Raw genomic sequence first — 22,766 nt, forward strand, 5'->3', positions numbered from 1 at the left:
ATGTGCATTTTTTGTATATCTTTTGTATAACATAAACATCAATAGTGCATGTTGAACTGAATGGACAGAATATTGTGACTTCACATACCGATTTGATTACCCGGAACTCAATCGCGATGACGGTCATTGGCGCGGGTTCTTATGGAACATCTCTTGCCATATCTCTGGCTCGGAATGGCGCGAATATTTTAATCTGGGGACACGATCCGCAACATATGCAGCAATTGGAATCGGATCGGGAAAACCGCGCCTTTTTACCGGATATTCCCTTTCCTGAAGCATTAATCGTGACTTCAGATTTAAAAGCTGCCGTTCAGGCATCGCGGGATCTATTGATCGTTGTTCCCAGCCATGTTTTTGGTGAAGTCCTGCAACGGATCCAGCCATATCTCAGAGCAGATAGCCGAATCTGTTGGGCAACTAAAGGTCTAGAGCCTGAAACCGGACGTCTGTTACAAGATGTGGCGCATGATATTGTCGGTGATCAGCACGCTTTAGCCGTGATTTCGGGACCGACATTTGCCAAAGAGCTGGCGATGGGAATGCCGACAGCGATATCAGTTGCTTCTACCGACAGTCAGTTTGTTGCTGATTTACAAGACCAGATTCACTGCAGTAAGACATTTCGTGTTTATGCCAATTCGGATTTCATCGGATTACAGCTCGGTGGTGCAGTGAAGAATGTGATTGCGATTGGTGCCGGTATCTCTGATGGGATGGGATTTGGTGCGAATGCCCGAACCGCATTGATAACCCGTGGTCTGGCAGAAATGAGCCGATTAGGGGTCACACTGGGGGCGGCACCGGAGACATTTATGGGCATGGCTGGATTAGGTGATTTAGTGCTAACCTGTACCGATAATCAGTCGAGAAACCGGCGCTTTGGTTTAGCGCTTGGGCAAGGGCAGTCAGTTGATACGGCACAGCGAGAGATTGGCCAAGTGGTTGAAGGTTATCGTAACACCAAAGAGGTCTGGCTATTGGCTCAGCGCATGGGCGTCGAAATGCCGATTGTCGATCAGGTTTATCAGGTCCTTTATCAAGGAAAAGATGCCCGAATTGCCGCGAGAGATTTACTCTCAAGAGATAAGAAGGCTGAGCATTAAGCCAGCTTAAGGCTGTGACGCTGAAATAAATACAGAACAGAGAACAACAGAGAACTCAGATAATGACGCAATGTGCAAAACATAAGGTTGTGTGGCAAACCATTGTTCAAGAAGCCCGGGAGATTACGGAACAAGAACCGATGCTGGCGAGTTTCTATCATGCGACGATTATTAAACATGATAGCTTGTCTGCCGCTCTGAGTTATATTCTGGCGAATAAACTACATACGATTTCGATGCCGGCAATGGCTGTCAGAGAAGTTGTTGAAGAGGCTTTTCAGTCAGATTCGAGTATTACAGAATCGGCGGCTTGTGATATTTGTGCCACAGTGACGCGTGACCCTGCCGTCGATAAATATTCGATTCCTTTGCTCTATCTGAAAGGTTTCCATGCTTTGCAAGGGTATCGGGTGGCCAACTGGCTCTGGAAACAAGGTCGGACAACACTGGCCGGTTATCTGCAACATCAAATTTCGGTCGCTTGTCAGGTTGATATCCATCCCGCGGCTCGAATTGGGCGGGCAATTATGTTGGACCACGCGACCGGTATCGTGATTGGTGAGACCGCTGTCGTTGAAAATGATGTCTCGATTCTACAGGATGTGACGCTTGGCGGAACCGGGAAAGAGTGTGGCGATCGACATCCGAAAATTCGCGAAGGGGTAATGATTGGTGCCGGGGCCAAAATTTTGGGCAATATAGACATCGGCAAAGGCGCCAAGATTGGTTCTGGTTCTGTGGTTTTACAAGCGGTGCCTCCGCATACTACCGTTGCCGGTATTCCTGCAAAAATTGTCGGTCGGCCGCAAACTGACAAGCCATCTCTGGATATGGATCAGCAGTTCAATGGTCATTCGCAGATGTTTGTTGGCGGGGATGGTATCTAGAAAGGTCATCCCGAAAAGATAGGCTTTGGTGGTGGAATTAAAGGAATGTCATGTACCCGAGGCTGTCAACGTTGATGTCCATACATCAAATAAAACGACAAGGGATGCCAATGGCATCCCTTGTCACTGTCAACGAGTATCGCTGTTAATGTATTAAGCGAGTTCGTTTAATGTTTCCAGTGTTTCTTCTGCCCAATCAAGCCAAGCTTGGCGAGCCAGAAGATTACGGCGAAGCGTTAAGCGCTCCAGTTTTTGCTGTTTATCCAGAGACGTTGGGTTCGCATAGTAAGCGGCTTCAACTTCTTGATAGTGCGCAACAAACTTCTTCGATTCCTCAATCAGCTCAACCAGCTGTTCGCGATAAGGTTTCTCGTCTTGTACAGAACAAGCCATCAGCTTGGCACTGAACTCATCGCGAACCGTCGGATGTGCCGTCGGTTGATCAAACCATTGACTCAGGGCTTGGCGTCCGGCATCCGTAATCGAATAAACTTTACGGTCCGGTTTTCCTTCCTGAGGTTCCAATACGCAAGTGACAAGTCCCTGCTGACCCATTTTATTTAGTTCGCGATAAACTTGTTGGTGACTTGCTTTCCAAAAGTAACCGATACTTGAAGAGAACTCTTTTGTAATATCGTATCCCGTCGCATCGCGTGTACTTAAAACAGTAAGAATAACGTGTGGTAATGACATGTCTTTAATCCAAATGGTTAATTAACACAATGGGTTTGGATATTGCTGAGCTTTCTATGGCTCAATCTTAAATTCATCCAAACAATCACCGGCCTAAAATTAGTTGCCGGATATGTCACCTTAAAAGCCGTTCATCACCTAATTGTTAGTATAGTAAATTAATGCAACTTAACTGACTGCTACATTGTTATTTTATGAGAATGTTGCAGCGGTTGAATAGTATATCTAATAATAAGCAAAGAGTAGAATAAACGTGTGGAAAAATGCAAAAAAACTGATAAAAAGCTCAATTAATGATTTTGTCAGAATAAAAGGCCGCATATGTGCGACCTTTTGGGGTTTGTGTAGAATAATATTTTGATGCGTTAGCCAGTGTTACGCATACCTGCTGCAATACCAGCAATGGTGACCATCAATGCTTCTTCGAGTTCAGCGGGCGGTGCATCATATTGGCGTGTTCTGTAGAGCAATTCAGCCTGAAGCATATTCAACGGTTCCACATAGATATTTCGAAGGCGAATGGATTCTTGCCCCCACGGGTCGCTCTGCATCAGGTTTTCATTGTTTTCGACATTCAGGACAGTTTGAATATCTTCTTGCAGTTGTGTCCGCAGCTGTTGCCCCAGCTTTCTCAGATGCTCATCAACAAGGCGTTCATCGTAATACTGGGCAATCTCCAGATTACATTTTGAATACACCATCTCCAGCATTCCCAAGCGGGTTGAGAAAAATGGCCATTCACGACACATCTCTTCCAAGAGAGCCTGGTGTCCTTTATCTATCGAATATTGAATCGCTTCCCCCGCACCGAGCCAAGCCGGTAATACCAGACGGTTTTGACTCCAGGAGAAAATCCATGGAATGGCACGGAGACTTTCAACACCGCCATTTGGATTCCGTTTGGCCGGACGAGAGCCCAATGGCAGTTTACCCAGTTCTAGCTCTGGTGTGGCTTGTCTGAAATAGGGCACGAAATCTGGCTCGCCCCGGACAATTTTCCGGTAAGCTTCACACGAGACTTCAGATAAAACGTCCATTAAATCACGCCATTCCTGTTTTGGCTCCGGAGGCGGCAATAAGTTTGCTTCCAGAATCGCACTGGCATAGAGATTGAAACTGTTGATTGCGACGTCCGGCAATCCTAATTTGAAGCGAATCATTTCGCCCTGTTCTGTGACGCGCAGGCCGCCTTTCAAACTCTTCGGTGGTTGTGACAGTAATGCCGCATGGGCTGGTGCACCGCCGCGTCCCAGTGTTCCTCCGCGGCCGTGGAACAAGGTCAGTTCGATACCTTCCTCTTCGCTGACCTTCACTAAAGATTCCATGGCACTGTATTGTGCCCAGCCTGCGGACATGACACCGGCATCTTTGGCGGAATCTGAATATCCGATCATCACCATCTGATGATTCTGGATAAAGCCTCGATAGATATCGATCCCCATCAGCTGACGGATGACGGACTCTGAACGATTGAGATCGTCTAAAGTTTCGAACAGTGGACATACATCCATACGGTAAGGGCAACCGGATTCCTGAAGTAGCAAATGAACCGCGAGTACATCAGAGGCTGTTCTGGCCATTGAAATCACGTAGGCACCAAATGCTTCTTTCGGGTTCGCTGCAATGATCCGGCAAGTATCGAGCACTTCCTGAACGGGTTCTGATGGCTCCCAGTCCCGGGGAATCAGTGGGCGTTTAGAACTTAATTCATTGGTGAGGAAAGCAACTTTATCCTGTTCGCTCCATTGTTCATAATCGCCTAAGCCCAAATAGCGAGTCAGTTCAGACAATACATCCGAATGGCGGGTGCTCTCCTGACGAATGTCGAGGCGCACAAGATGGACACCGAATGCTTTCGTACGGCGCAGTGTATCTAACAGGGAACCATCGGCAATTGAGCCCATACCACATTCATGTAATGACTGATAACAGGCATACAGCGGTTCCCATAGTTGACTGACGTTTCTCAGGGGCGCTTTTACCAGCAGTTGTTGGCCCTGAATTTTTTCACCGAGAATGTTGATTGTTTCGGTCAATAACTGACGAATGCCTTTCAGAATAGCACGATAAGGTTCGTGTTCTTCTTCACCAGCAAGGCTGCGAACTTGATCGTTACACTTGGTCATCGACAGTTCGCTGATCAGTTCATTGACATCTCGCAGATACAAATCTGCCGCTTTCCAACGAGAAAGTAACAGCACTTCGCGGGTGATTTTGTGCGTGACGAATGGGTTGCCGTCTCGGTCTCCCCCCATCCAGGAAGAGAAGTGGACGGGACGGGCATCTATCGGTAGCCCTTCTCCCAAGTAATCTTCCAGCCGATCATCCAGTTCACGCAGAAATTCAGGTACTGCTTCCCAGAGTGAATTCTCAACGACTGCGAATCCCCATTTGGCTTCATCCATCGGGGTCGGGCGTTGTTTACGAATTACATCCGAGTGCCAGAACTGAGCGATCAACTGTTCGAGGCGGCGTTCTGCTTTGTTGCGTTCTTTGGGAGCCAGTTCACTGAGTTCCAGACTCGACAGACACTGATTAATTTTGACTAGTTTGTTGATCATGGTGCGACGGGTAATTTCCGTCGGGTGAGCGGTCAGTACCAGCTCGATGTTCAATTCACGAATCGCCTGTGCGGTGTCCAGCCGACTGACCTTTTTCTCGGTCAGTTTGTTAAAGAGTTCGCTGATTGCGTCAGGCGTACATATATGAGCGTCACAGTGACGAGAAATCGTATGATATTGTTCGGCAATATTCGTTAAATTCAAAAACTGGTTAAATGCCCGGGCGACCGGGGTAATCTGATCATCAGATAGACTCTTGATCTCTTCGACCAGAGTGTCCCGATCCGATGGGTGACCGTCTTTGAGGGATTTCGAGAGTTTCCGTATCGTCTCTACTTTTTCTAAAATAACGCTGCCATCGGCATCGAGTATGGTCTTCCCGAGCAATCTGCCGAGCATGCTTACGTTGCTTTTTAGCGCTGCATATTTTTCGTTCATTGTCATCCTGCCTTGAAAAAAAACTACATCCAATGTTCTTGTTTGATCTTGCTATATCGTGGATTTTCTCCGGTCAAACTCCGTATAGATTAACAATATTCTGTTTGTTGTCTATACGAATAGATTAAATAATAAATGGAATTTAAGCGTTTTTTGTTGAAACTTTCTTTCAGAATGGCCTGAACGGTTAATCCTGTTTCAGGCCATTTATGTGCTTCAATATGCGACCTATGCCAAAATAATGTGGATCGAATCACGCATGCGATACATTGTGATCAGTCAGTATGTCAGCATGTTCAAAAACAATATTTGTAAATCGATTTGGTCAGTAGATCAATGGTCGGATCGATGTACTCAAAAGCAAGAAATTCATCTGGTTGGTGGGCCTGATCGATTGAACCCGGACCCATCACGAGCGTTGGACAGAGCTGTTGCAGATAAGGCGCTTCGGTACAGTAATTGACCGTCTCCGCTTCTCGTCCGCTGAGTTGATGAATTTGCTCGACGAATGGATGATCTTTCTGACACTCATACCCGGGAATTGAATCATGCAATGGTTTCATTTCGATGCGCCCGGGCCATTTGGCTTCCAGTTCCTGAAGCGACTCGCGCAGCAGATGATCAAGCCCTTCGAGACTCATCCCCGGGAGCGGTCTGACATCATAGTGCAGTTCACAACAGCCACAGATCCGATTCGCACTGTCTCCACCATGAATATGCCCCAGATTGAGCGTTGGTGTCGGTACTTCAAACCCCGGATGATGATAGGTTTTGATCAGCCGCTCCCGGACTTGCATCAGGGTAAACAGGATCTCATGCATGATTTCAATCGCATTCACTCCCAACGCCGGATTTGATGAATGCCCTGATTTACCCGTCACACGGATTGCATTGGCTACATGGCCTTTATGCGCATAGACCGGGATAAGGCTGGTGGGTTCACCGATGATACAGTAGTCCGGTTTAAAGGGAGCACTCTCGGTAAAATGGCGCGCGCCCATCATGGTGGTTTCTTCATCACAGGTTGCCAGCACGTAAAGTGGCTTGGTTTGTTTCTGCCAGTCAACTTTTTGCACCGCTTCTATAATAAAGGCAAAGAATCCTTTCATATCTGCGGTACCCAGACCGTAAAAACGTTGGTTTGACTCGGTCAGTTCGTGAGGATTGAAATTCCACTGACCTTCATCGAAGGGGACGGTGTCACTATGACCGGATAATAGCAGCCCTCCCTCACCATCTCCTTTTTTTGCGATAAGGTTGTGCTTATGAGGGGCGACGGTGTCGATTTGTACGGAGAAACCTAAGGTGCTCAGCCAGTCTGAAAGCTTCGCAATCACGGCTTCATTGCCTTCATCCCAGTTTGGATCTGTCGAGCTGATGGAAGACGTTGAAATGAGGTCTTGATAAACCGCCTTGAATTTAGGGAATTGCATAGAATCTTTGCTCCTGCTATTGACAGAGTTAGGCTGAGAGGGTAAAAAGCATATTAAATCATTTTTTTTGAATAAAAAACCATAAATAAGCGAAAAACAGCATATTAATAATCATTTTTCGTTTGGTATTTAACCAGTACGTGCGTGTTTGAACTGATGTTCAAGTGTTGAATCAAACACCCAACCGTTGCATTAAAAGATAACGCGTTTCACTCAAAGATACAGTCAAAAAATTGGATGCAGGGATATGTTAAAAACAACCATTATCGGAGCCAGTGGATACACAGGTGCAGAGCTTGCCCTGATGGTTCATCAACATCCTGAGCTAACGCTATCAGGTTTGTATGTTTCCGCCAATAGTGTAGATGCCGGAAAACCCATCGCTCAATTGCATGGACAACTGGCCGGGCGCATTGATATGCCGGTTCAGGCATTGCTCGATCCGGAACAAGTCGCTCAGGAATCCGATGTGGTTTTTTTAGCGACAGCACATGAAGTCAGTCATGACCTTGCGCCAATTTTTCTGGCGCATCAGTGCCAGGTGTTTGACTTGTCTGGTGCATACCGTGTTAATCATCCCGATTTTTATACGGATTTCTATGGTTTTGAGCATCAGCATCAGGCCTATTTAGATCAGGCAGCGTATGGTCTGGCGGAATGGAATCAAGCGGCGATTCAGTCCAGTCAACTTGTCGCTGTTGCCGGGTGTTATACCACTGCCGCACAGCTTGGCATTAAGCCTTTGCTCGTCTCTGAACTGGTGGATACGCAACAGTGGCCGGTGATTAATGCGACGAGTGGTGTATCTGGTGCGGGTCGCAAATCGACCATGATCAATAGTTTCTGTGAAGTAAGTTTACAGGCTTACGGTGTATTTACGCATCGTCATCAACCTGAAATTGTTGCTCATTTAGGATGTGATGTGATTTTTACCCCTCATCTGGGTAACTTTAAACGTGGCATTCTGGCAACGATCACCATGAAGCTGAAACCGGGAGTCTCGACCGCGGATGTGAGTGCTGCCTTTACACAAGCTTATGCGGATAAGCCTGCGGTACGTTTATGCGGTGAGACTCTGCCTCGATTACAACATGTTGTGAACTCGCCATTCTGCGATATCGGCTGGAAAGTGCAAGGTGAGCACGTGATTGTGATTTCAGCAATCGATAATTTGTTGAAGGGGGCTTCCAGTCAGGCAATGCAGTGTCTGAATATTCGTTATGGTTACCCTGAACTGACCGCATTAATTTGAGGAACACATGGAACAATTATCTCATCCGGTTGTAATTAAGCTTGGTGGTGCGGTACTGGGAAGTAGCGAAACACTAGCGAAGCTTTTTGAGACAGTGGCACAGTATCAGCAGCGTCGTTCGATTGTGATTGTTCATGGTGGGGGATATCTTGTCGATGAACTGATGTCCAAGCTTCAATTCGCAACAGTCAAGAAGCATGGCCTTCGCGTGACACCTTATGATCAAATACCGTTTATTACTGGTGCATTAGCCGGCACAGCCAATAAAATGTTACAAGGCGAAGCGATCAAAAGTGGCCTGAAAGCTGTTGGCTTATGTTTGGGGGATGCGGGATTGTGTCAGGTTGAGGAACTCGATCCGGCGCTCGGCGCTGTCGGCCGACCATCTGCCGGTGACCCAACGATTGTGAATGCGATCATGCAAGCGGGTGGCGTACCGATTATTAGTTCAATCGGTCTGACGGTTAGCGGACAAATGATGAATGTGAACGCTGATGATGCCGCCGTTGCCGTTGCCAAAACACTGCATGCTGAATTGGTGCTGCTTTCCGATGTGAGTGGAGTGTTGGATGAGAACAAACAGTTGATTCCTCAATTGGACGTACATCAGGCCAATCAGCTTATCGCGGATGGTGTGATCACCGATGGTATGATTGTTAAAGTGAAAGCGGCACTGGAAGCGGCTGATGATTTGGGGCGTGCGATCACGGTTGCAGGTTGGAGAACACCAGAATTGCTGGCTCATCTGTTTTCGGGTGACCAACACAGTGTCGGAACAAGTTTTTATCCCACAACAAAATAGTTTCATTCAACAGACTGTTTTGTTTCAATAGGTTTTTTACAGAGTAGAAACGCTTGGCGCTGACCGCCATGTGCAGAGCTGAGATATTGGAGAAGAGATTTATGAGTAAGGTTCAAGTTAACAAAGTTGTTGTTGCATACTCTGGCGGTCTGGATACGTCAGTCATTATCCCATGGTTAAAAGAAAACTATGGTTGTGAAGTGGTCGCATTTGTTGCTGATGTTGGTCAAGGTGCCGAGGAGCTGGTCGGCATCGAAGAGAAAGCGATTGCTTCCGGTGCATCTGAATGTCATGTGGTTGACCTGAAAGATGAATTTGTTGCGGAATATATCTACCCAAGTCTGAAAACCGGCGCGTACTACGAAGGGAAGTATCTGCTCGGTACTTCAATGGCTCGTCCGGTCATTGCTAAGGCTCAGGTTGAAGTCGCACGTAAAGTAGGAGCTGATGCACTCGCGCACGGCTGTACCGGGAAAGGGAATGATCAGGTTCGTTTCGAAGGTGCCTTTTCTGCATTAGCACCGGATCTTCATGTGATTGCGCCATGGCGTGAATGGGATCTGGAAAGCCGTGAAGAGTGTTTGGATTATCTGGCTGAGCGTAATATCCCTTGTGCGGCATCGCTGACTAAAATTTATTCGCGTGATGCAAATGCATGGCACATCTCGACTGAAGGTGGTGTGCTGGAGAGCACTTGGAATGCGCCGAATGATGATTGCTGGGCATGGACCGTTGATCCGAAGAAAGCACCGGATGCTGCGGAAACCGTAACACTGAAAATTGAAAATGGTGAAGTGGTTGCCGTTGACGGTCAAGCCATGTCGCCTTATGAAGTGCTGGTTTGCCTGAACGAGAAAGGTGCTAAGCACGGTGTCGGCCGGATCGATATCGTTGAAAACCGTCTGGTCGGTATGAAATCTCGCGGTTGTTATGAAACCCCGGGAGGCACCATCATGATGGAAGCACTGCGTGCCGTTGAGCAACTGGTGCTGGATAAAACAGCGTTCGAATTCCGTGAAGAGATTGGTATCAAAGCATCGCATCTGATTTATGATGGTCGTTGGTTTACGCCGTTACGTAAGTCGGTGTTTGCAGCAGCCGAGTCATTAGCAAAAGACGTTAATGGTGATGTTGTGATTGAACTGTACAAAGGTCATGCAACTGCGATTCAGAAGCGCTCTCCAAACAGCCTGTATTCAGAAGAGTTTGCGACCTTTGGTGCCGATGACGTCTATGACCAGAGTCACGCAGGTGGATTTATCCGTCTATACTCTCTGTCAAGTCGCATCAGATCGCTGAATGCAGCAAAACAAAAATAACTAGCAACGTTGGCGTGCAATAAAAAGGAGGATCCGGACTTTGGTCCGGATCCCTTTTCTCTTTAATAAAGATGTAAATGGCAGGAGAGATGAAATGGCATTATGGGGTGGTCGGTTTACTCAGGCAGCAGATACAAGATTTAAAGACTTTAATGATTCTCTTCGTTTTGACTACCGTCTGGCCGAGCAGGATATTGTCGGTTCAGTGGCTTGGTCGAAAGCATTATTATCCGTCAATGTGCTGACACAAGAAGAGCAACAGAAGTTAGAAGCGGCGCTCAATGAGTTAAAAGCCGCTGTGGTTGCAGACCCAGAACAGATTTTGCGTTCAGATGCTGAAGATATCCATTCATGGGTTGAACAGCAGTTGATTGATCGGGTTGGCGATCTGGGCAAAAAATTACATACCGGTCGTTCGAGAAACGATCAGGTGGCGACCGATTTGAAACTGTGGTGTCGTGCTCAGGGAGAAGTATTACTTGATGCACTACAGCGTTTGCAGCACAAAATGGTTGAGGTTGCCCAAGCGAATCAAACCACAGTACTGCCGGGATATACCCACTTACAACGTGCTCAGCCGGTTACATTTGCACATTGGTGTTTGGCGTACTTGGAGATGTTCGAGCGGGATAGTTCACGTTTGCAAGATGCGCTGCAACGTCTGAATACTTGCCCATTGGGCTCGGGTGCTTTAGCGGGGACAGCCTATGCGATTGATCGTGAGCAATTGGCCCAATCGCTGGATTTTCAACGTGCAACCCGTAACTCTTTAGACGCCGTCTCCGATCGGGATCATGTCATGGAGTTGATGTCAGTTGCGTCGATCTCGATGCTGCATTTGTCTCGTCTGGCAGAAGACCTGATTTTCTATAATTCGGGCGAAGCCGGGTTTATTGAACTCGCGGATACCGTGACGTCAGGATCTTCACTGATGCCACAGAAGAAAAATCCGGATGCACTGGAATTGATTCGCGGTAAAACAGGCCGTGTTTATGGCGCACTGGCTGGCATGATGATGACCGTGAAGGCATTGCCGCTGGCATACAATAAAGACATGCAGGAAGACAAAGAAGGTCTGTTTGATGCATTGGATACCTGGTATGACTGTATCGAGATGACTGCACTTTGCTTTGAAGGCATTCAAATCAACGGCGAACGGACGTTAGAAGCTGCAAAACAAGGCTACGCGAACGCAACCGAGCTGGCGGATTATCTTGTTGCGAAAGGGATTCCATTCCGTGAAGCACACCATATTGTCGGCGTCGCAGTCGTCGGTGCGATTGCCAAAGGTTGTGCGCTGGAAGAGTTGTCTCTGGATGAGCTCCGGGAATTCTCCGCTGTTATTGATGAAGATGTCTACGGAACGTTGACGATTGATTCTTGCCTGAAACAGCGCTGTGCTTTAGGTGGTGTTTCGCCAAATCAAGTGGCTCATGCGATTGAACAGGCGCAACAACGTTTGAGTGATAAGGATTAAACATTACGGTTCTTGATGGTCAGTGATTTGAGCTGATATCGGATGTGAATGGCTCATCAAATCAGCTCTGGTGAGCCACCGCGAACGAATGATCAAAAAAGATCGATTTTTTTGGAACCAATTAAAAAAGGCAGGGTCTACTTTTATACCACTGCTTTTTCTTAGATGAATCTAAGAGGCCCCGAGACTGATTTTGGTCTTGGGGCTTTTTCTTTCCGGTAGACTTTCTTTCCGGTAGATCGGGCTGCGGGGACGAAGGTTATCGATGATAAACGCTTGTCCATTTATGTTTGGCTTAATGCGGTTTGCTTTTGCGTAATGGCAGAATGACAAACTTCATCCACAAGTGTAGGCAGAGCAACAGATGGACCGCCAGCCCAAAACAGATCAGCGCTATCCCTTCAACCGATTTGGTGTGGTGCATTCCCCAGAGTAGCCAGCTCCCCCAGAATAAAAGACAGAGCACACTTAACTGATTCATACAGCGCTGACAGCGACCTATCTTTTTCCAGAACCAGCCTGATTCACAGTTGTTACAAGTCATCGAAAGCGTTTATTGAGTCAATAAAAGGCAAGCGTAGGTGAGGATATGAGGGGAATCAAGCAAAAAAATTACTCTGGTTCACTTTTTTGGGGGAATAAGAGAACCAGAGTCGAAATGAATTACTGTCGATTCAAACGGCAGTAACACACCGAAACGGAGCCAACGTTATGGACATTAACCTTGACTCAACTCCCGAGATAAAGCGAGTTAATACAAGCAAAATTCAGGCAGTTTGGATGCTAAGTAAGTGGCAGACATGCCTATTGTAATTGGTTTTGAGTCAGACCTCTGGGTTACCCAGAGGTTTGTATTTTAGTTTGTGGCTAATTCGCGAAAGTAGATATCCAGCTCTTCACTTCCACCAATATGTTTACCACCAATGTAAACTTGAGGCACCGTTGAGCGGCCGGTAATCGCACGCAGGCTGACCGTTGTTGCATCTTTACCTAAAACGACTTCTTCATATTGCATACCTTGGTCAATCAGGGTCTGTTTCGCTTTGACACAGAATGGGCAGCCCGGTTTGGTAAAGATGGTGATCGATTCTTGAAGCTGATGTCCCGGAGAAATATGTTTCAACATGGTATCGGCATCGGAGACTTTGAATGGGTCGCCGGGTTCATTCGGTTCAATAAACATCTCTTCGACGATACCATCTTTGACCAGCATGCTGTAACGCCATGAGCGTTGACCAAAACCAAGATCGTGTTTATTGACTAACATGCCCATACCGTCGGTAAACTCACCATTACCGTCAGGAATGAAGGTAATGTTGTCGGCTTCCTGATCGTGTTTCCATGCATTCATAACGAATGTATCGTTGACCGAGACACACAAAATTTCATCAACGCCATGTTCTTGAAAGACAGAAAACAGCTCATTGTATCGCGGTAAATGACTTGAAGAACATGTTGGTGTAAATGCTCCGGGAAGACTAAACACAATGACTGTTTTTCCTTTGAATAATTCATCAGTGGTTACATTGACCCACTGATCCCCTTGGCGCGTCGGAAAGGTGACTTGTGGAACGGGTTGGCCTTTTTTAGATGTCAACATACTGGGTGTCCTTTTAAGTTCAAATGTATTTTCGATTTTATAATCAAGTGTCTGGCACTTGTTTTTGTTTTGATGTGTTCATTATTCAAAAAAACCTTTGATAGCTCTAATCGTTTGATGCTATGGTTTTGATAGATGCAATCTATTGGGGGATGGAATGAATATCCGAGATTTTGAATACTTGGTTTCTTTAGCTGAGCACCGTCATTTTCGTAAAGCGGCTGAAGCGTGTTTTGTCAGTCAGCCGACACTCAGTGGTCAGATTCGTAAACTGGAAGATGAACTGGGAACGGTATTGTTAGAGCGGAGCAGCCGTCGGGTGCTGTTTACTGACGCCGGATTACAGTTAGTTGAACAGGCAAAAAATATTCTGAAAGAGATTAAAACATTCAAAGATATGGCGAGCGGACAGGGGGATGAGATGAGTGGTCCGATGCATATCGGCTTCATCCCGACGGTTGGCCCTTATCTATTGCCTCGTATTGTCCCGTCTCTGAAAACGAATTTTCCTGATTTAGAATTATATTTGCATGAGGCTCAGACAAGCCAGTTAGTCCGACAGTTGGAAGATGGTAAATTGGACTGCCTTGTACTGGCAGCAGTTGAGGAAACGAAGCCATTTAAAGAAATTGAGCTTTACAATGAACCGATGAGCCTTGCTGTGCCTGTTGACCATCCGTGGGCAAAGAGCGAACAACTGGAATTGGATATGTCTAATCTCAAAGGACAAACTGTACTGATGTTGGGCGACGGACATTGCTTACGTGATCAGGCGTTGGGATTTTGTTTTGCGGCCGGTGCAAAAGATGATGAACGTTTTAAGGCAACCAGCTTAGAAACATTACGCAATATGGTGGCGGCTGGCAGCGGCATGACATTATTGCCGGAGCTCTCTTTGCCCGGATGCCGAGAAAAAGATGGTGTTTGCTATCTGAAAGCATTTAATCCCGTACCAAGTCGAACCTTAGTGTTGGTTTATCGACCCGGTTCGCCACTCAGACAACGGTTTGAGACACTGGCTACTATGATTCGTCAACGGCTTAGTGAATTGAACTGACGTCGAATCAAGAGAACATCATCAAATAAAAAAGCGGAGTGACCTCCGCTTTTTTTGTAGTTGAGCACAAGGGACTGTTGACCTTTCATGGTTCATGTAGATCGCTACACTTCACATGACCTGCCTTGACTAAATGCACGACAAATTGCTGCAAAAACCATCACGAAAGGTCAACAACCCCTAGAGAAAACCACTTTTTATGTCGAAGTGGTCTCTGCCACATTAAAACAGCTCTTCACCACCATTGGGTGAGGAGTACAGGCTATTTGTAACCGAATCCTGCACATATTCTTTCGGTTCGGTCCCCTGAATAAAGTATTCGAACATTGCACTGCCATCCGTTTTTGTGGTTAACAGTCCGGTGTCCCGATCAATTCTGACCTGAACAATATGTTTTGGGATGACCTTCTGGTGCGGCGGGACATCATTGAGTGCATGAGCCATGAAATCGATCCAAGCCGGTTCTGCCGTTTTGGCACCTGATTCGCCACCGCTAATCGGTACGTTGTCGAGATTCGGGTTTTTGGTGGTACGGCCTAAGTCCCGGTTATGGCTGTCAAAGCCGACCCAGGCACTGGCAACGATCCCCGGTGCAAAGCCGTTATACCAAGCATCTTTCGAATCGTTGGTTGTCCCGGTTTTTCCACCGATATCTCGGCGTTTAAGCTTTTGAGCGCGCCATCCGGTTCCATTCCATCCGGTTCCTTCACGCCAGTTTCCGCCCCCCCAAATATTGCTATACATCATTTCCCGAACCAAAAATGCATTCTGTTCAGAGATAACGCGTGGGGCATATTGGACGTCTGCCGAATGTTCATTAAAGCGCGGCGCACTAGTGTCGCCATAAGCATTATCTTGATGAATAGGGGCCTGAATTCCTTGCTCATCGTCTTCTTGCTGGGCGCTATAGTGCTGATCTTGATTTTGTATCTCGTCGCTGTCCTGATCGGGACATTGGTCATGACAGACGATTTTTGGTGTTGATCGATAGACCAGTGTCCCGAAAGGATCTTCAACATGATCAATGTAATAGGCATCAACACTATAACCACCGTTGGCAAATACTGAATAGCCCTGAACCAGTTTCAGCGGGCTCAGGCTACCGGCACCCAACGCAATGGTTTCTGAATGAGGCAGGTTATCCGGATCGAAGCCAAAGCGGGTCAAGTAGTGCCGAACACGTTCCAGACCCACGGCTCTGAGCACGCGGATTGCCATGACGTTTTTCGACTGGGCTAAACCAATTCGTAGCCGTGTCGGCCCGCGGTAAGACGGCGGCGAATTTTTAGGACGCCATGCGGTTCCCTGACTCTGATCCCATTTGTTAATCGGCGCATCATTCACCAGCGTTGCCAGCGTCAGACCATCCTCGATGGCGGATGAGTAGATGAATGGTTTAATCCCCGAGCCAACCTGACGGATGGATTGGGTGACACGGTTAAATTTACTATGAATGAAATTAAAGCCGCCAACCAGCGCAAGCACGGCACCATCTTCAGGATTCATGGCCACAAAAGCCGTATTCGCATTGGGAACCTGACTGAGATGCCAAATCGGTTGGTTTTCGTCCTGAGTATCATCGCGCTTTCTCACCCAGATTTGTTCACCGGCTGCCATGATTTCATGAGCGTTTGTCGGCGCGTCTCCTTGCCGATCATCGGTAATAAAACGCCGGGCCCATTTCATGCCATCCCAAGGAATGGTTTGCGCGCCGTGATTCTTGACCCAGATTGTTGCCGATTGTTGGTCAACATGCGTCACAATGGCAGGGTACATATCATCATAGACAGGTTGTTCTGTGAGGTACTCGTCCATCTGTTCTTGGGTAAAGGCCGGTTGATCCGTCTTCCACAACACTTTTTGGGCACCCCGATAACCATGACGTTGATCGTAGTCGATCAAGTTATCAATGGCCGATTTGTGTGCGGCATCTTGCAGATCAGATTGGATCGTCGTGGTGACTCTCATCCCTGATGTATAGGCGTTTTCACCATAATGCTCAACCATCCAGGCTCGTGCGAGTTCAGCCACATATGGTGCATTGACCTCAATTTCAGCCACATGATATCGCGCGATCAACGGTTCAGCTTTTGCCGAGTCGTATTGCTCCTGCGTAATGTAATGCTCATCCAGCATCCGCATCAGGACAACATTACGGCGGTGAGTTGCACGGGAGAGTGAGTAGATAGGGTTCATCGTCGATGGGGCTTTCGGTAATCCGGCAATCATTGCCATTTCACCAAGCGTGAGGTCTTTGACGTTTTTACCGAAATAGACTTGTGCTGCCGCGCCAACCCCATAAGAGCGATAGCCCAGATAGATTTTGTTCAGATACAGTTCAAGGATTTCGTCTTTGGTGAGCAACTGTTCAATATGAACCGCAATAAAAATCTCTTTTATCTTGCGCATTATTTTCTTCTCATTGGTCAGGAAGAAATTACGGGCAAGTTGCTGAGTAATGGTACTTGCACCTTGAGATGCACTCCCGGAAAGTATCACGGCAAATGCCGCGCGGGTGATACCGATGGGATCAAACCCATAATGCTCATAAAAGCGGTTATCTTCCGTTGCCAGAAATGCATGGATCAAATCCGGTGGAATGTCACTGAGTTTGAGTGGAATCCGGCGCTTTTCTCCAAACTGAGCAATCAGTTTTCCATCTTTACTGAAAACCTGCATCGGTGTTTGAAGCTGAACATCTTTTAAGGTCGCAACATCAGGCAATTCCGGTTTGACATAGTAGTAAAACCCAAAAATTGTACTCACCCCTAAAACCATGCAAATTAATGAAAATAAAAATAATCGCTTTATGAACTTCACCGGATAATCCCTGTTTGGTCGGATTGAACGCATGTCATCCGATCTAATTTTCGCTATTTTCTCTAAGAAACTGATCGCTTAACGTTTCATTTCAAGATAGACCTGTTGAGAAGAGTCTACACGACTCAAAATATTGGTTGTTAAAAAATATAACGCAGTAAACCTGTCGTCTTATCTTTTATCATCCCGCCATTTTGGCGCTATCGCAAAATGAACGCTTATTGTACTACCAATCGGCGATTTGAACAGTATTGAACGACTGGAGTCTGTATGAGAAAACGTATCGTAACGGGAATTGATATCCGCCGTCACCGTATGACTACCGTTACTTTGAAACGCCAACATAACATCGTGTCATTACTTGACTGTGAAACACTGTCTGTACCTGATGGCATTTTCTCCGAGAATGAGGTCATCGATTATCAGAGCATTGTCAATAAACTTGCCGAAATCAGAAAGAGATTACCTTTTTTGCAAAATCGTGTTGCGATTTCGATGCCTGACCTCGCGGTGATGACCAAAACCGTCGAACCCTCAATCGGTGATTATGATAAAAGTTTGGCGCCGTGGTTAATTGCCCAAGCTTTTTCAGAGAAAACCGGCCTCTCCGGTACATCCGTTTATTTAGATTATGTCCCGCTTGAAACGGGTTATCAGGTTTATGCTGCGAAAAAAGAAGTGGTAGAAAGCCGTCTGCAAGCGCTTTGTCGCGCCGGATTAAAACCCGTGTTGATTGATACGGAGAAACAGGCTTTTCTTCAATTCTTGCTGGAATCGATGTGCCGTGCTCAACGTCAGAGATGGCTACTGATTGATATCGGTGAAGATATTATTGCGATTGGATTTATCACCGATGAACTGAGTTTTTATCGTCAGTTTCCTTTTTCCTCACAGGCGTTCGATGCCGCACACACTCTGGTGCTACAAGAGGTCCAACGGTTTATGTCATTGTATCCGGCAGCCTTGCTGAACGGGATATGGGTCAACGGTTCACCGAGCATGTACCAGATGCTATCACAGAGTTTATGTCAGCAATTTCAAGGGCCGATCGAGCACTTGGAGGCCGGATCGGTTTTTGATACATCAGTGTCAATACCTGCACATCTCTCACCTTTTATTCCTTTGGCTGCCGGTAGTGCGTTGCGTGGACTGATGGCATTGGAGGCCGGCTATGCTGCATGAACTGAATTTAATGGATTGGCGGCAAAGCCAATTATATCGACGTAAACGGTTTTTGTATGGCATGTGGCTTTTCGGCGGATGTCTGTGGCTGGTGGTACAAAGTATTTTTTGCTTTGAATGGCACAAACAGCAAACGTACTGGCAACACTCGGAGCAACAGTTTAACGCACAACTCAATGAACAGCAGCAGCGTCTGCGTGAGTGGGAATTGCGACAGCAACATGCGCAGCAGGATCAGCGGAGACTAGCTTATGCAGAACAGTGGATAGCACATAGTCAGTTACCGCAGACGCTTATGTCCATATTGGTCTCGGTCGTTCCCAGTGGCATCTATCTGGACGAGATTCGCTTGGTAGATCAACAGGTTGTTATACAAGGACTGAGTCGTCATCCGACAGCGATGAACCATTTTATTCAGCGGCTCAGGCGAGCCTCATCGATTGAGCAGTTGGATATTCTGTCCGTCACGGATCAAACACCCGATTGGGGGAGTAAATTTAATGCGTTTCAACTGCGTTTGGTGATGAGTTCAAGTATCGGTGATTTAGTCTCTGCGATTGAAAAAGAGGAGCGCCTTGATGTTCACTGACTCTCTCCGGCGCTGGATGTTGAATGCTTCGACGCTGCAACATGTCGGAATCATAGCGGTGGTTTTTGTGGTACTCACTGGGTTCAGTTATCTATTGTTTTGGCAAAGCCGATATCAAGTTTTACTGCAATATCCGACTCATCTGAATGCTCTGTCTCAGCAAAAGGAGATGAACGCGCAACAATTGGATGATTTTCACCGGCAGCAAGCGGGGTGGGATACGATTCAGCACAAACTGGAGCAAACCATGGCCCGAATGACACAAGTACCTGATTCTTCAGTGTGGGTCAAACAAATTGAACAGGTTGCAGCGCAACAGCATATCCGCCTGCGACACATCGTATGGAAAACGCCGCAACAACTTTATGGCTATGACGCGGATGTTTTCGAGATCAGGTTGAGTGGTCTGTTTCCAGATATTCTGAACTTCATGCGGGCCATTGAGCAACAGTCTGTCGGTGTGGTGTTTCAACCGATCCGCTGGAAAAGAGAGTCACCGTTGCAGCGTGGCATCGAGGTTGTTGCAACCGGATTTCTATATCAACTGAAAGCAGGCCACAGTATCGGTCATCACACAGAAGGACATGATCAACATGAGTCAAAATAGTTATCGGGGTGTGTTATCAGCCATCAGGGTGAGCGGGGGCATTCTATGGGGAGTGTGTGTTCAAGTCTCCGCCCAACCGACGATTGATCCGTTTGATGTGCCGACGATGGTGCAATCCGGTATCGCGCCCGGAGGTACACCCAATACATCGCAGCCGAAGCTGGAGACAGCATTCATTCCGATTCAGTATGCGAAAACTGCGGACTTACTACCATTGCTTGAAGGTGGCGAAAAACCAGGACTACTGTCCGAATATGGATTGGTTCGCGTTGAACCTCGAACCAACGCGCTGATTATTCGTGATACACCGGATCATCTGGCATCGATTCGCAGCATGATTCAGGCGCTCGATATCCCCGTGAAACAGGTCAGAATTGAAGCAAGGATTGTGATTGTCAGTGAAGGCGCACTCGATGAGCTTGGCGTGCGTTGGGGCGTCGGGCTGCAACAAGGGCATTTTGCCGTCGGAAGTCATATCGAACAGTTCCACGCGACAGGTGATGGGGCAACCGAATCACCATCGGTGACCGACTTTATGAATATTAATTTGCCAAGCACGTCCGGTAATGCCTCATCAATTGCTTTTCAGTTGGCTAAATTGGGATCCGGCACTTTACTGGATTTGGAATTATCGGCATTACAGAGTGAGTCTCGTGCTGAAATTATTTCCAGTCCGAGTCTGTTAACCACAAACCATCAATCTGCATTTATCGAACAAGGTACTGAAATCCCATATCAGGAGTCGAGTTCGGATGATGAGACAACCATTGCGTTTAAAAAAGCGGTTTTAAGTCTGGAAGTGACCCCGACAATTACACCGGACCATCATATGTTGCTGGATTTGCGAGTGACACAAGATCGTCCCGGAGAGGTGGTTAAAACCGGTTCTGGCGAAGCCGTTGCGATCACAACGCAAAGAATTGGCACCCAAGTGTTAGTCAATGACGGAGAAACGGTTGTTCTTGGGGGAATTTATCAGAAAACCCAAATATATCGCGTTGATAAAGTGCCCGTGTTAGGGGAATTACCACTATTAGGCAAACTGTTTCAGCGTAATTATCAAAAGACGGATAAGAACGAGCTGCTTATTTTTGTCACGCCTCGGGTTGTGATTCAATGAGTTAGTCCGCTTTTTTCAGATCGCCTAAAAATAAGGTTGCATTCAGGCACTCAGATCTAGATAATTTCGGGTCTTATCACGAAATGTCTGTGAGGAATTGGTGCCACGAAGCTGATTCATCCCTTGCTATACCTTGAATTCACTTGTGGCGATGTCATTGAATTAATGTTGTTAATTACTGCTAAACATGGCTGAAAAACGTAATATTATCCTTGTTGGTCCTATGGGGGCCGGCAAAAGTACTATCGGTAGATATCTAGCACAGCAACTTCATATGGAATTTGTAGATTCTGACTCCGTTATTGAAGAACGGACGGGGGCAGATATTGCTTGGGTATTTGATGTTGAAGGAGAAGACGGTTTCCGTAAACGTGAAGAAACTGTCATCCATGATCTGACTGAACAACAAGGCATCGTTCTGGCAACAGGCGGTGGATCAGTCAAAAGCAAAGAAAATCGTAATCGTCTTTCTGCCCGGGGCGTTGTCGTTTATCTCGAAACGACAATTGAGAAACAGTTAGCTCGTACCAGTCGTGATAAAAAGCGTCCGCTTCTGCAAACGGAACAGCCACGCGAAGTTTTAGAAGCTTTGGCTGAGGAACGTAATCCGCTTTATGAAGAAATTGCGGATATTACTGTGAAAACTGATGATCAAAGTGCAAAAGTGGTAGCCAATCAGATCGTAAAAATGTTAGAAGAACAATAGGTTTTTTTATTTTTGCGGAGTGCAACCATGGCGCAGATTACGGTCAGTCTAGGTGAGCGTAGTTACCCCATTTCAATCGGAGCCGGATTATTTCAAAATCCGGCGCTTCTTTCTTTTCTTTCCCCTCAGCAAAAGGTGGTCTTAGTTAGCAACGTGACCGTTGCCCCGCTTTATGCTGATAGAATCACGCAGTTATTGAACGATATCGGTTGTCAGACTTATCTGTTGTCACTACCCGATGGAGAGCAATACAAAAATCTGAATACTTTTGATACGGTCATGACATTTCTGCTTGAGCATAATCTTGGGCGAGATATTGTGATTGTTGCGCTCGGTGGTGGTGTGATCGGTGATCTGGTTGGTTTTGCCGCCTCATGTTACCAACGCGGTGTTGATTTTATTCAAATACCCACAACGCTCTTGTCTCAAGTTGATTCTTCGGTGGGCGGCAAAACAGCGGTGAATCATCCGCTGGGTAAGAATATGATCGGTGCATTCTATCAACCGCGTTCAGTGATTATTGACACTGATTGTCTGGCAACGCTGCCCGAGCGGGAATTTGCAGCCGGAATGGCAGAAGTTATCAAATACGGCATTATTTATGATGCTGAATTTTTCGACTGGCTTGAAACCAATCTTGATAAACTGTATGCACTGGATCAGTCTGCGCTAACTTATGCAATCGCGCGTTGTTGTGAGATTAAAGCGGAAGTGGTCGCTCAGGATGAAAAAGAAGCCGGTATCCGAGCATTACTCAATTTAGGTCATACGTTTGGTCATGCCATTGAAGCGCATCTGGGATATGGACAGTGGCTTCATGGTGAAGCGGTTTCATCCGGAACCGTGATGGCGGCGAAGACTGCACAATTACATGGCTTAATTTCTGACGCCCAGTTCTTACGGATTGTCACGCTCCTCAAAGCAGCAAAACTGCCTGTACAAACCCCGGACGGCATGTCTTTCTCTGATTTCATGACCCATATGATGCGGGATAAAAAGGTTCTGGCCGGGACATTAAGGTTGGTTCTCCCAACCGGCATCGGAACGGCCGAAGTGTTGAAGGATATTCCTGAGTCAACGATTGAGCAGGCGATCGATTTCTGTCGTACAGTATAAT

Annotated in this window: 17 protein-coding genes and 2 pseudogenes; 13 read left to right on the forward strand and 6 right to left on the reverse strand. The window is 46.8% G+C overall.

Going from position 1 to position 22,766, the window contains the following annotated elements:
* Window positions 1–71 precede the first annotated feature (71 nt).
* Together gpsA and cysE are read left to right on the forward strand one after the other, a co-directional pair.
* Entirely contained in the window at window positions 72–1,106 is a 1,035-nt protein-coding gene (gene gpsA, locus MKS89_RS01200; RefSeq protein WP_370737055.1) for an NAD(P)H-dependent glycerol-3-phosphate dehydrogenase, read from the forward strand.
* 62 nt (window positions 1,107–1,168) lie between these two features.
* Window positions 1,169–1,993 carry a serine O-acetyltransferase gene (gene cysE, locus MKS89_RS01205; RefSeq protein WP_072959214.1) on the forward strand — a complete coding sequence of 275 codons (825 nt, stop codon included), beginning with the start codon at window positions 1,169–1,171 and terminating at the stop codon, window positions 1,991–1,993.
* A 153-nt stretch (window positions 1,994–2,146) separates the two neighbouring features.
* Here the strand turns inward: cysE and MKS89_RS01210 are convergent, their stop codons facing one another.
* From MKS89_RS01210 to argE, 3 genes are all read right to left on the reverse strand, one after another.
* Window positions 2,147–2,686, reverse strand: coding sequence for a PadR family transcriptional regulator (locus tag MKS89_RS01210; protein ID WP_072959211.1), 540 nt, complete (start codon window positions 2,684–2,686; stop codon window positions 2,147–2,149).
* Window positions 2,687–3,051: 365 nt separating this feature from the next.
* Window positions 3,052–5,685 carry a phosphoenolpyruvate carboxylase gene (gene ppc, locus MKS89_RS01215; protein WP_072959208.1) on the reverse strand — a complete coding sequence of 878 codons (2,634 nt, stop codon included), beginning with the start codon at window positions 5,683–5,685 and terminating at the stop codon, window positions 3,052–3,054.
* Between the two features lie 296 nt (window positions 5,686–5,981).
* Complete coding sequence (argE, locus tag MKS89_RS01220) at window positions 5,982–7,118, reverse strand: acetylornithine deacetylase (protein WP_072959206.1); 1,137 nt, start codon at window positions 7,116–7,118, stop codon at window positions 5,982–5,984.
* Window positions 7,119–7,365: 247 nt separating this feature from the next.
* Between argE and argC the strand changes: the two genes are divergently transcribed.
* From argC to argH, 4 genes and pseudogenes are all read left to right on the forward strand, one after another.
* A complete protein-coding gene (gene argC / locus MKS89_RS01225) occupies window positions 7,366–8,370 on the forward strand; it encodes an N-acetyl-gamma-glutamyl-phosphate reductase (protein WP_072959204.1) in 1,005 nt (334 codons plus the stop codon).
* A gap of 7 nt (window positions 8,371–8,377) precedes the next feature.
* Window positions 8,378–9,172: an acetylglutamate kinase gene (gene argB / locus MKS89_RS01230; RefSeq protein WP_072959201.1), complete on the forward strand. Its 795-nt coding sequence runs from the start codon at window positions 8,378–8,380 to the stop codon at window positions 9,170–9,172.
* 101 nt (window positions 9,173–9,273) lie between these two features.
* Window positions 9,274–10,491: an argininosuccinate synthase gene (locus MKS89_RS01235; protein WP_072959198.1), complete on the forward strand. Its 1,218-nt coding sequence runs from the start codon at window positions 9,274–9,276 to the stop codon at window positions 10,489–10,491.
* Window positions 10,492–10,585: 94 nt separating this feature from the next.
* Window positions 10,586–11,965: pseudogene (gene argH, locus MKS89_RS01240) on the forward strand (argininosuccinate lyase); the annotation flags it as partial.
* A 298-nt stretch (window positions 11,966–12,263) separates the two neighbouring features.
* Here argH and MKS89_RS01245 read toward each other — a convergent pair.
* Both MKS89_RS01245 and MKS89_RS01250 read right to left on the reverse strand, forming a co-directional pair.
* Window positions 12,264–12,512 carry a DUF3624 domain-containing protein gene (locus MKS89_RS01245; protein WP_072959195.1) on the reverse strand — a complete coding sequence of 83 codons (249 nt, stop codon included), beginning with the start codon at window positions 12,510–12,512 and terminating at the stop codon, window positions 12,264–12,266.
* A 312-nt stretch (window positions 12,513–12,824) separates the two neighbouring features.
* On the reverse strand, window positions 12,825–13,568 hold the full coding sequence (locus MKS89_RS01250) for a glutathione peroxidase (protein ID WP_072959192.1): 744 nt from the start codon (window positions 13,566–13,568) through the stop codon (window positions 12,825–12,827).
* Between the two features lie 157 nt (window positions 13,569–13,725).
* Here MKS89_RS01250 and oxyR point away from each other — a divergent pair, with 157 nt between their 5' ends.
* Entirely contained in the window at window positions 13,726–14,625 is a 900-nt protein-coding gene (oxyR, locus tag MKS89_RS01255; protein WP_072959190.1) for a DNA-binding transcriptional regulator OxyR, read from the forward strand.
* Window positions 14,626–14,847: 222 nt separating this feature from the next.
* Here oxyR and MKS89_RS01260 read toward each other — a convergent pair whose 3' ends face one another.
* Window positions 14,848–17,445 (reverse strand): penicillin-binding protein 1A, encoded by a 2,598-nt coding sequence (locus tag MKS89_RS01260; RefSeq protein WP_072959187.1) that lies wholly within the window; start codon window positions 17,443–17,445, stop codon window positions 14,848–14,850.
* A gap of 270 nt (window positions 17,446–17,715) precedes the next feature.
* Between MKS89_RS01260 and pilM the strand changes: the two genes are divergently transcribed.
* The 6 genes and pseudogenes from pilM to aroB all read left to right on the forward strand — a co-directional run bounded on the left by pilM (window position 17,716) and on the right by aroB (window position 22,765).
* The gene (gene pilM / locus MKS89_RS01265) at window positions 17,716–18,627 is read left to right on the forward strand and encodes a type IV pilus biogenesis protein PilM (protein ID WP_072959184.1); all 912 of its coding nucleotides are present in this window, start codon (window positions 17,716–17,718) and stop codon (window positions 18,625–18,627) included.
* The gene (locus MKS89_RS01270) at window positions 18,617–19,216 is read left to right on the forward strand and encodes a PilN domain-containing protein (RefSeq protein WP_072959181.1); all 600 of its coding nucleotides are present in this window, start codon (window positions 18,617–18,619) and stop codon (window positions 19,214–19,216) included. The genes pilM and MKS89_RS01270 overlap by 11 nt, the downstream gene beginning before the upstream one ends.
* Entirely contained in the window at window positions 19,206–19,823 is a 618-nt protein-coding gene (locus MKS89_RS01275) for a type 4a pilus biogenesis protein PilO (protein ID WP_072959178.1), read from the forward strand. Before MKS89_RS01270 ends, MKS89_RS01275 begins: the two co-directional genes overlap by 11 nt.
* A gap of 160 nt (window positions 19,824–19,983) precedes the next feature.
* Window positions 19,984–20,943: pseudogene (locus tag MKS89_RS01280) on the forward strand (type IV pilus secretin PilQ); the annotation flags it as partial.
* Window positions 20,944–21,130: 187 nt separating this feature from the next.
* On the forward strand, window positions 21,131–21,649 hold the full coding sequence (gene aroK, locus MKS89_RS01285; protein WP_021019597.1) for a shikimate kinase AroK: 519 nt from the start codon (window positions 21,131–21,133) through the stop codon (window positions 21,647–21,649).
* A gap of 27 nt (window positions 21,650–21,676) precedes the next feature.
* A complete protein-coding gene (gene aroB, locus MKS89_RS01290) occupies window positions 21,677–22,765 on the forward strand; it encodes a 3-dehydroquinate synthase (protein ID WP_072959171.1) in 1,089 nt (362 codons plus the stop codon).
* The last annotated feature ends 1 nt before the right edge of the window (window position 22,766 follow it).

Source organism: Vibrio gazogenes (assembly GCF_023920225.1).
GTDB classification, from domain to species: domain Bacteria; phylum Pseudomonadota; class Gammaproteobacteria; order Enterobacterales; family Vibrionaceae; genus Vibrio; species Vibrio gazogenes.

What these genes read in the sequence shown, in the direction of transcription:
- ppc (WP_072959208.1), bottom strand. Translation starts at nt 5,685, where the DNA reads ATGAACGAAAAATATGCAGCGCTAAAAAGCAACGTAAGCATGCTCGGC.
- MKS89_RS01245 (WP_072959195.1), bottom strand. Translation starts at nt 12,512, where the DNA reads ATGACTTGTAACAACTGTGAATCAGGCTGGTTCTGGAAAAAGATAGGT.
- MKS89_RS01210 (WP_072959211.1), bottom strand. Translation starts at nt 2,686, where the DNA reads ATGTCATTACCACACGTTATTCTTACTGTTTTAAGTACACGCGATGCG.
- argB (WP_072959201.1), top strand. Translation starts at nt 8,378, where the DNA reads ATGGAACAATTATCTCATCCGGTTGTAATTAAGCTTGGTGGTGCGGTA.
- MKS89_RS01270 (WP_072959181.1), top strand. Translation starts at nt 18,617, where the DNA reads ATGCTGCATGAACTGAATTTAATGGATTGGCGGCAAAGCCAATTATAT.
- argE (WP_072959206.1), bottom strand. Translation starts at nt 7,118, where the DNA reads ATGCAATTCCCTAAATTCAAGGCGGTTTATCAAGACCTCATTTCAACG.
- MKS89_RS01235 (WP_072959198.1), top strand. Translation starts at nt 9,274, where the DNA reads ATGAGTAAGGTTCAAGTTAACAAAGTTGTTGTTGCATACTCTGGCGGT.
- oxyR (WP_072959190.1), top strand. Translation starts at nt 13,726, where the DNA reads ATGAATATCCGAGATTTTGAATACTTGGTTTCTTTAGCTGAGCACCGT.
- MKS89_RS01250 (WP_072959192.1), bottom strand. Translation starts at nt 13,568, where the DNA reads ATGTTGACATCTAAAAAAGGCCAACCCGTTCCACAAGTCACCTTTCCG.
- cysE (WP_072959214.1), top strand. Translation starts at nt 1,169, where the DNA reads ATGACGCAATGTGCAAAACATAAGGTTGTGTGGCAAACCATTGTTCAA.
- aroB (WP_072959171.1), top strand. Translation starts at nt 21,677, where the DNA reads ATGGCGCAGATTACGGTCAGTCTAGGTGAGCGTAGTTACCCCATTTCA.
- argC (WP_072959204.1), top strand. Translation starts at nt 7,366, where the DNA reads ATGTTAAAAACAACCATTATCGGAGCCAGTGGATACACAGGTGCAGAG.
- pilM (WP_072959184.1), top strand. Translation starts at nt 17,716, where the DNA reads ATGAGAAAACGTATCGTAACGGGAATTGATATCCGCCGTCACCGTATG.
- aroK (WP_021019597.1), top strand. Translation starts at nt 21,131, where the DNA reads ATGGCTGAAAAACGTAATATTATCCTTGTTGGTCCTATGGGGGCCGGC.
- MKS89_RS01275 (WP_072959178.1), top strand. Translation starts at nt 19,206, where the DNA reads ATGTTCACTGACTCTCTCCGGCGCTGGATGTTGAATGCTTCGACGCTG.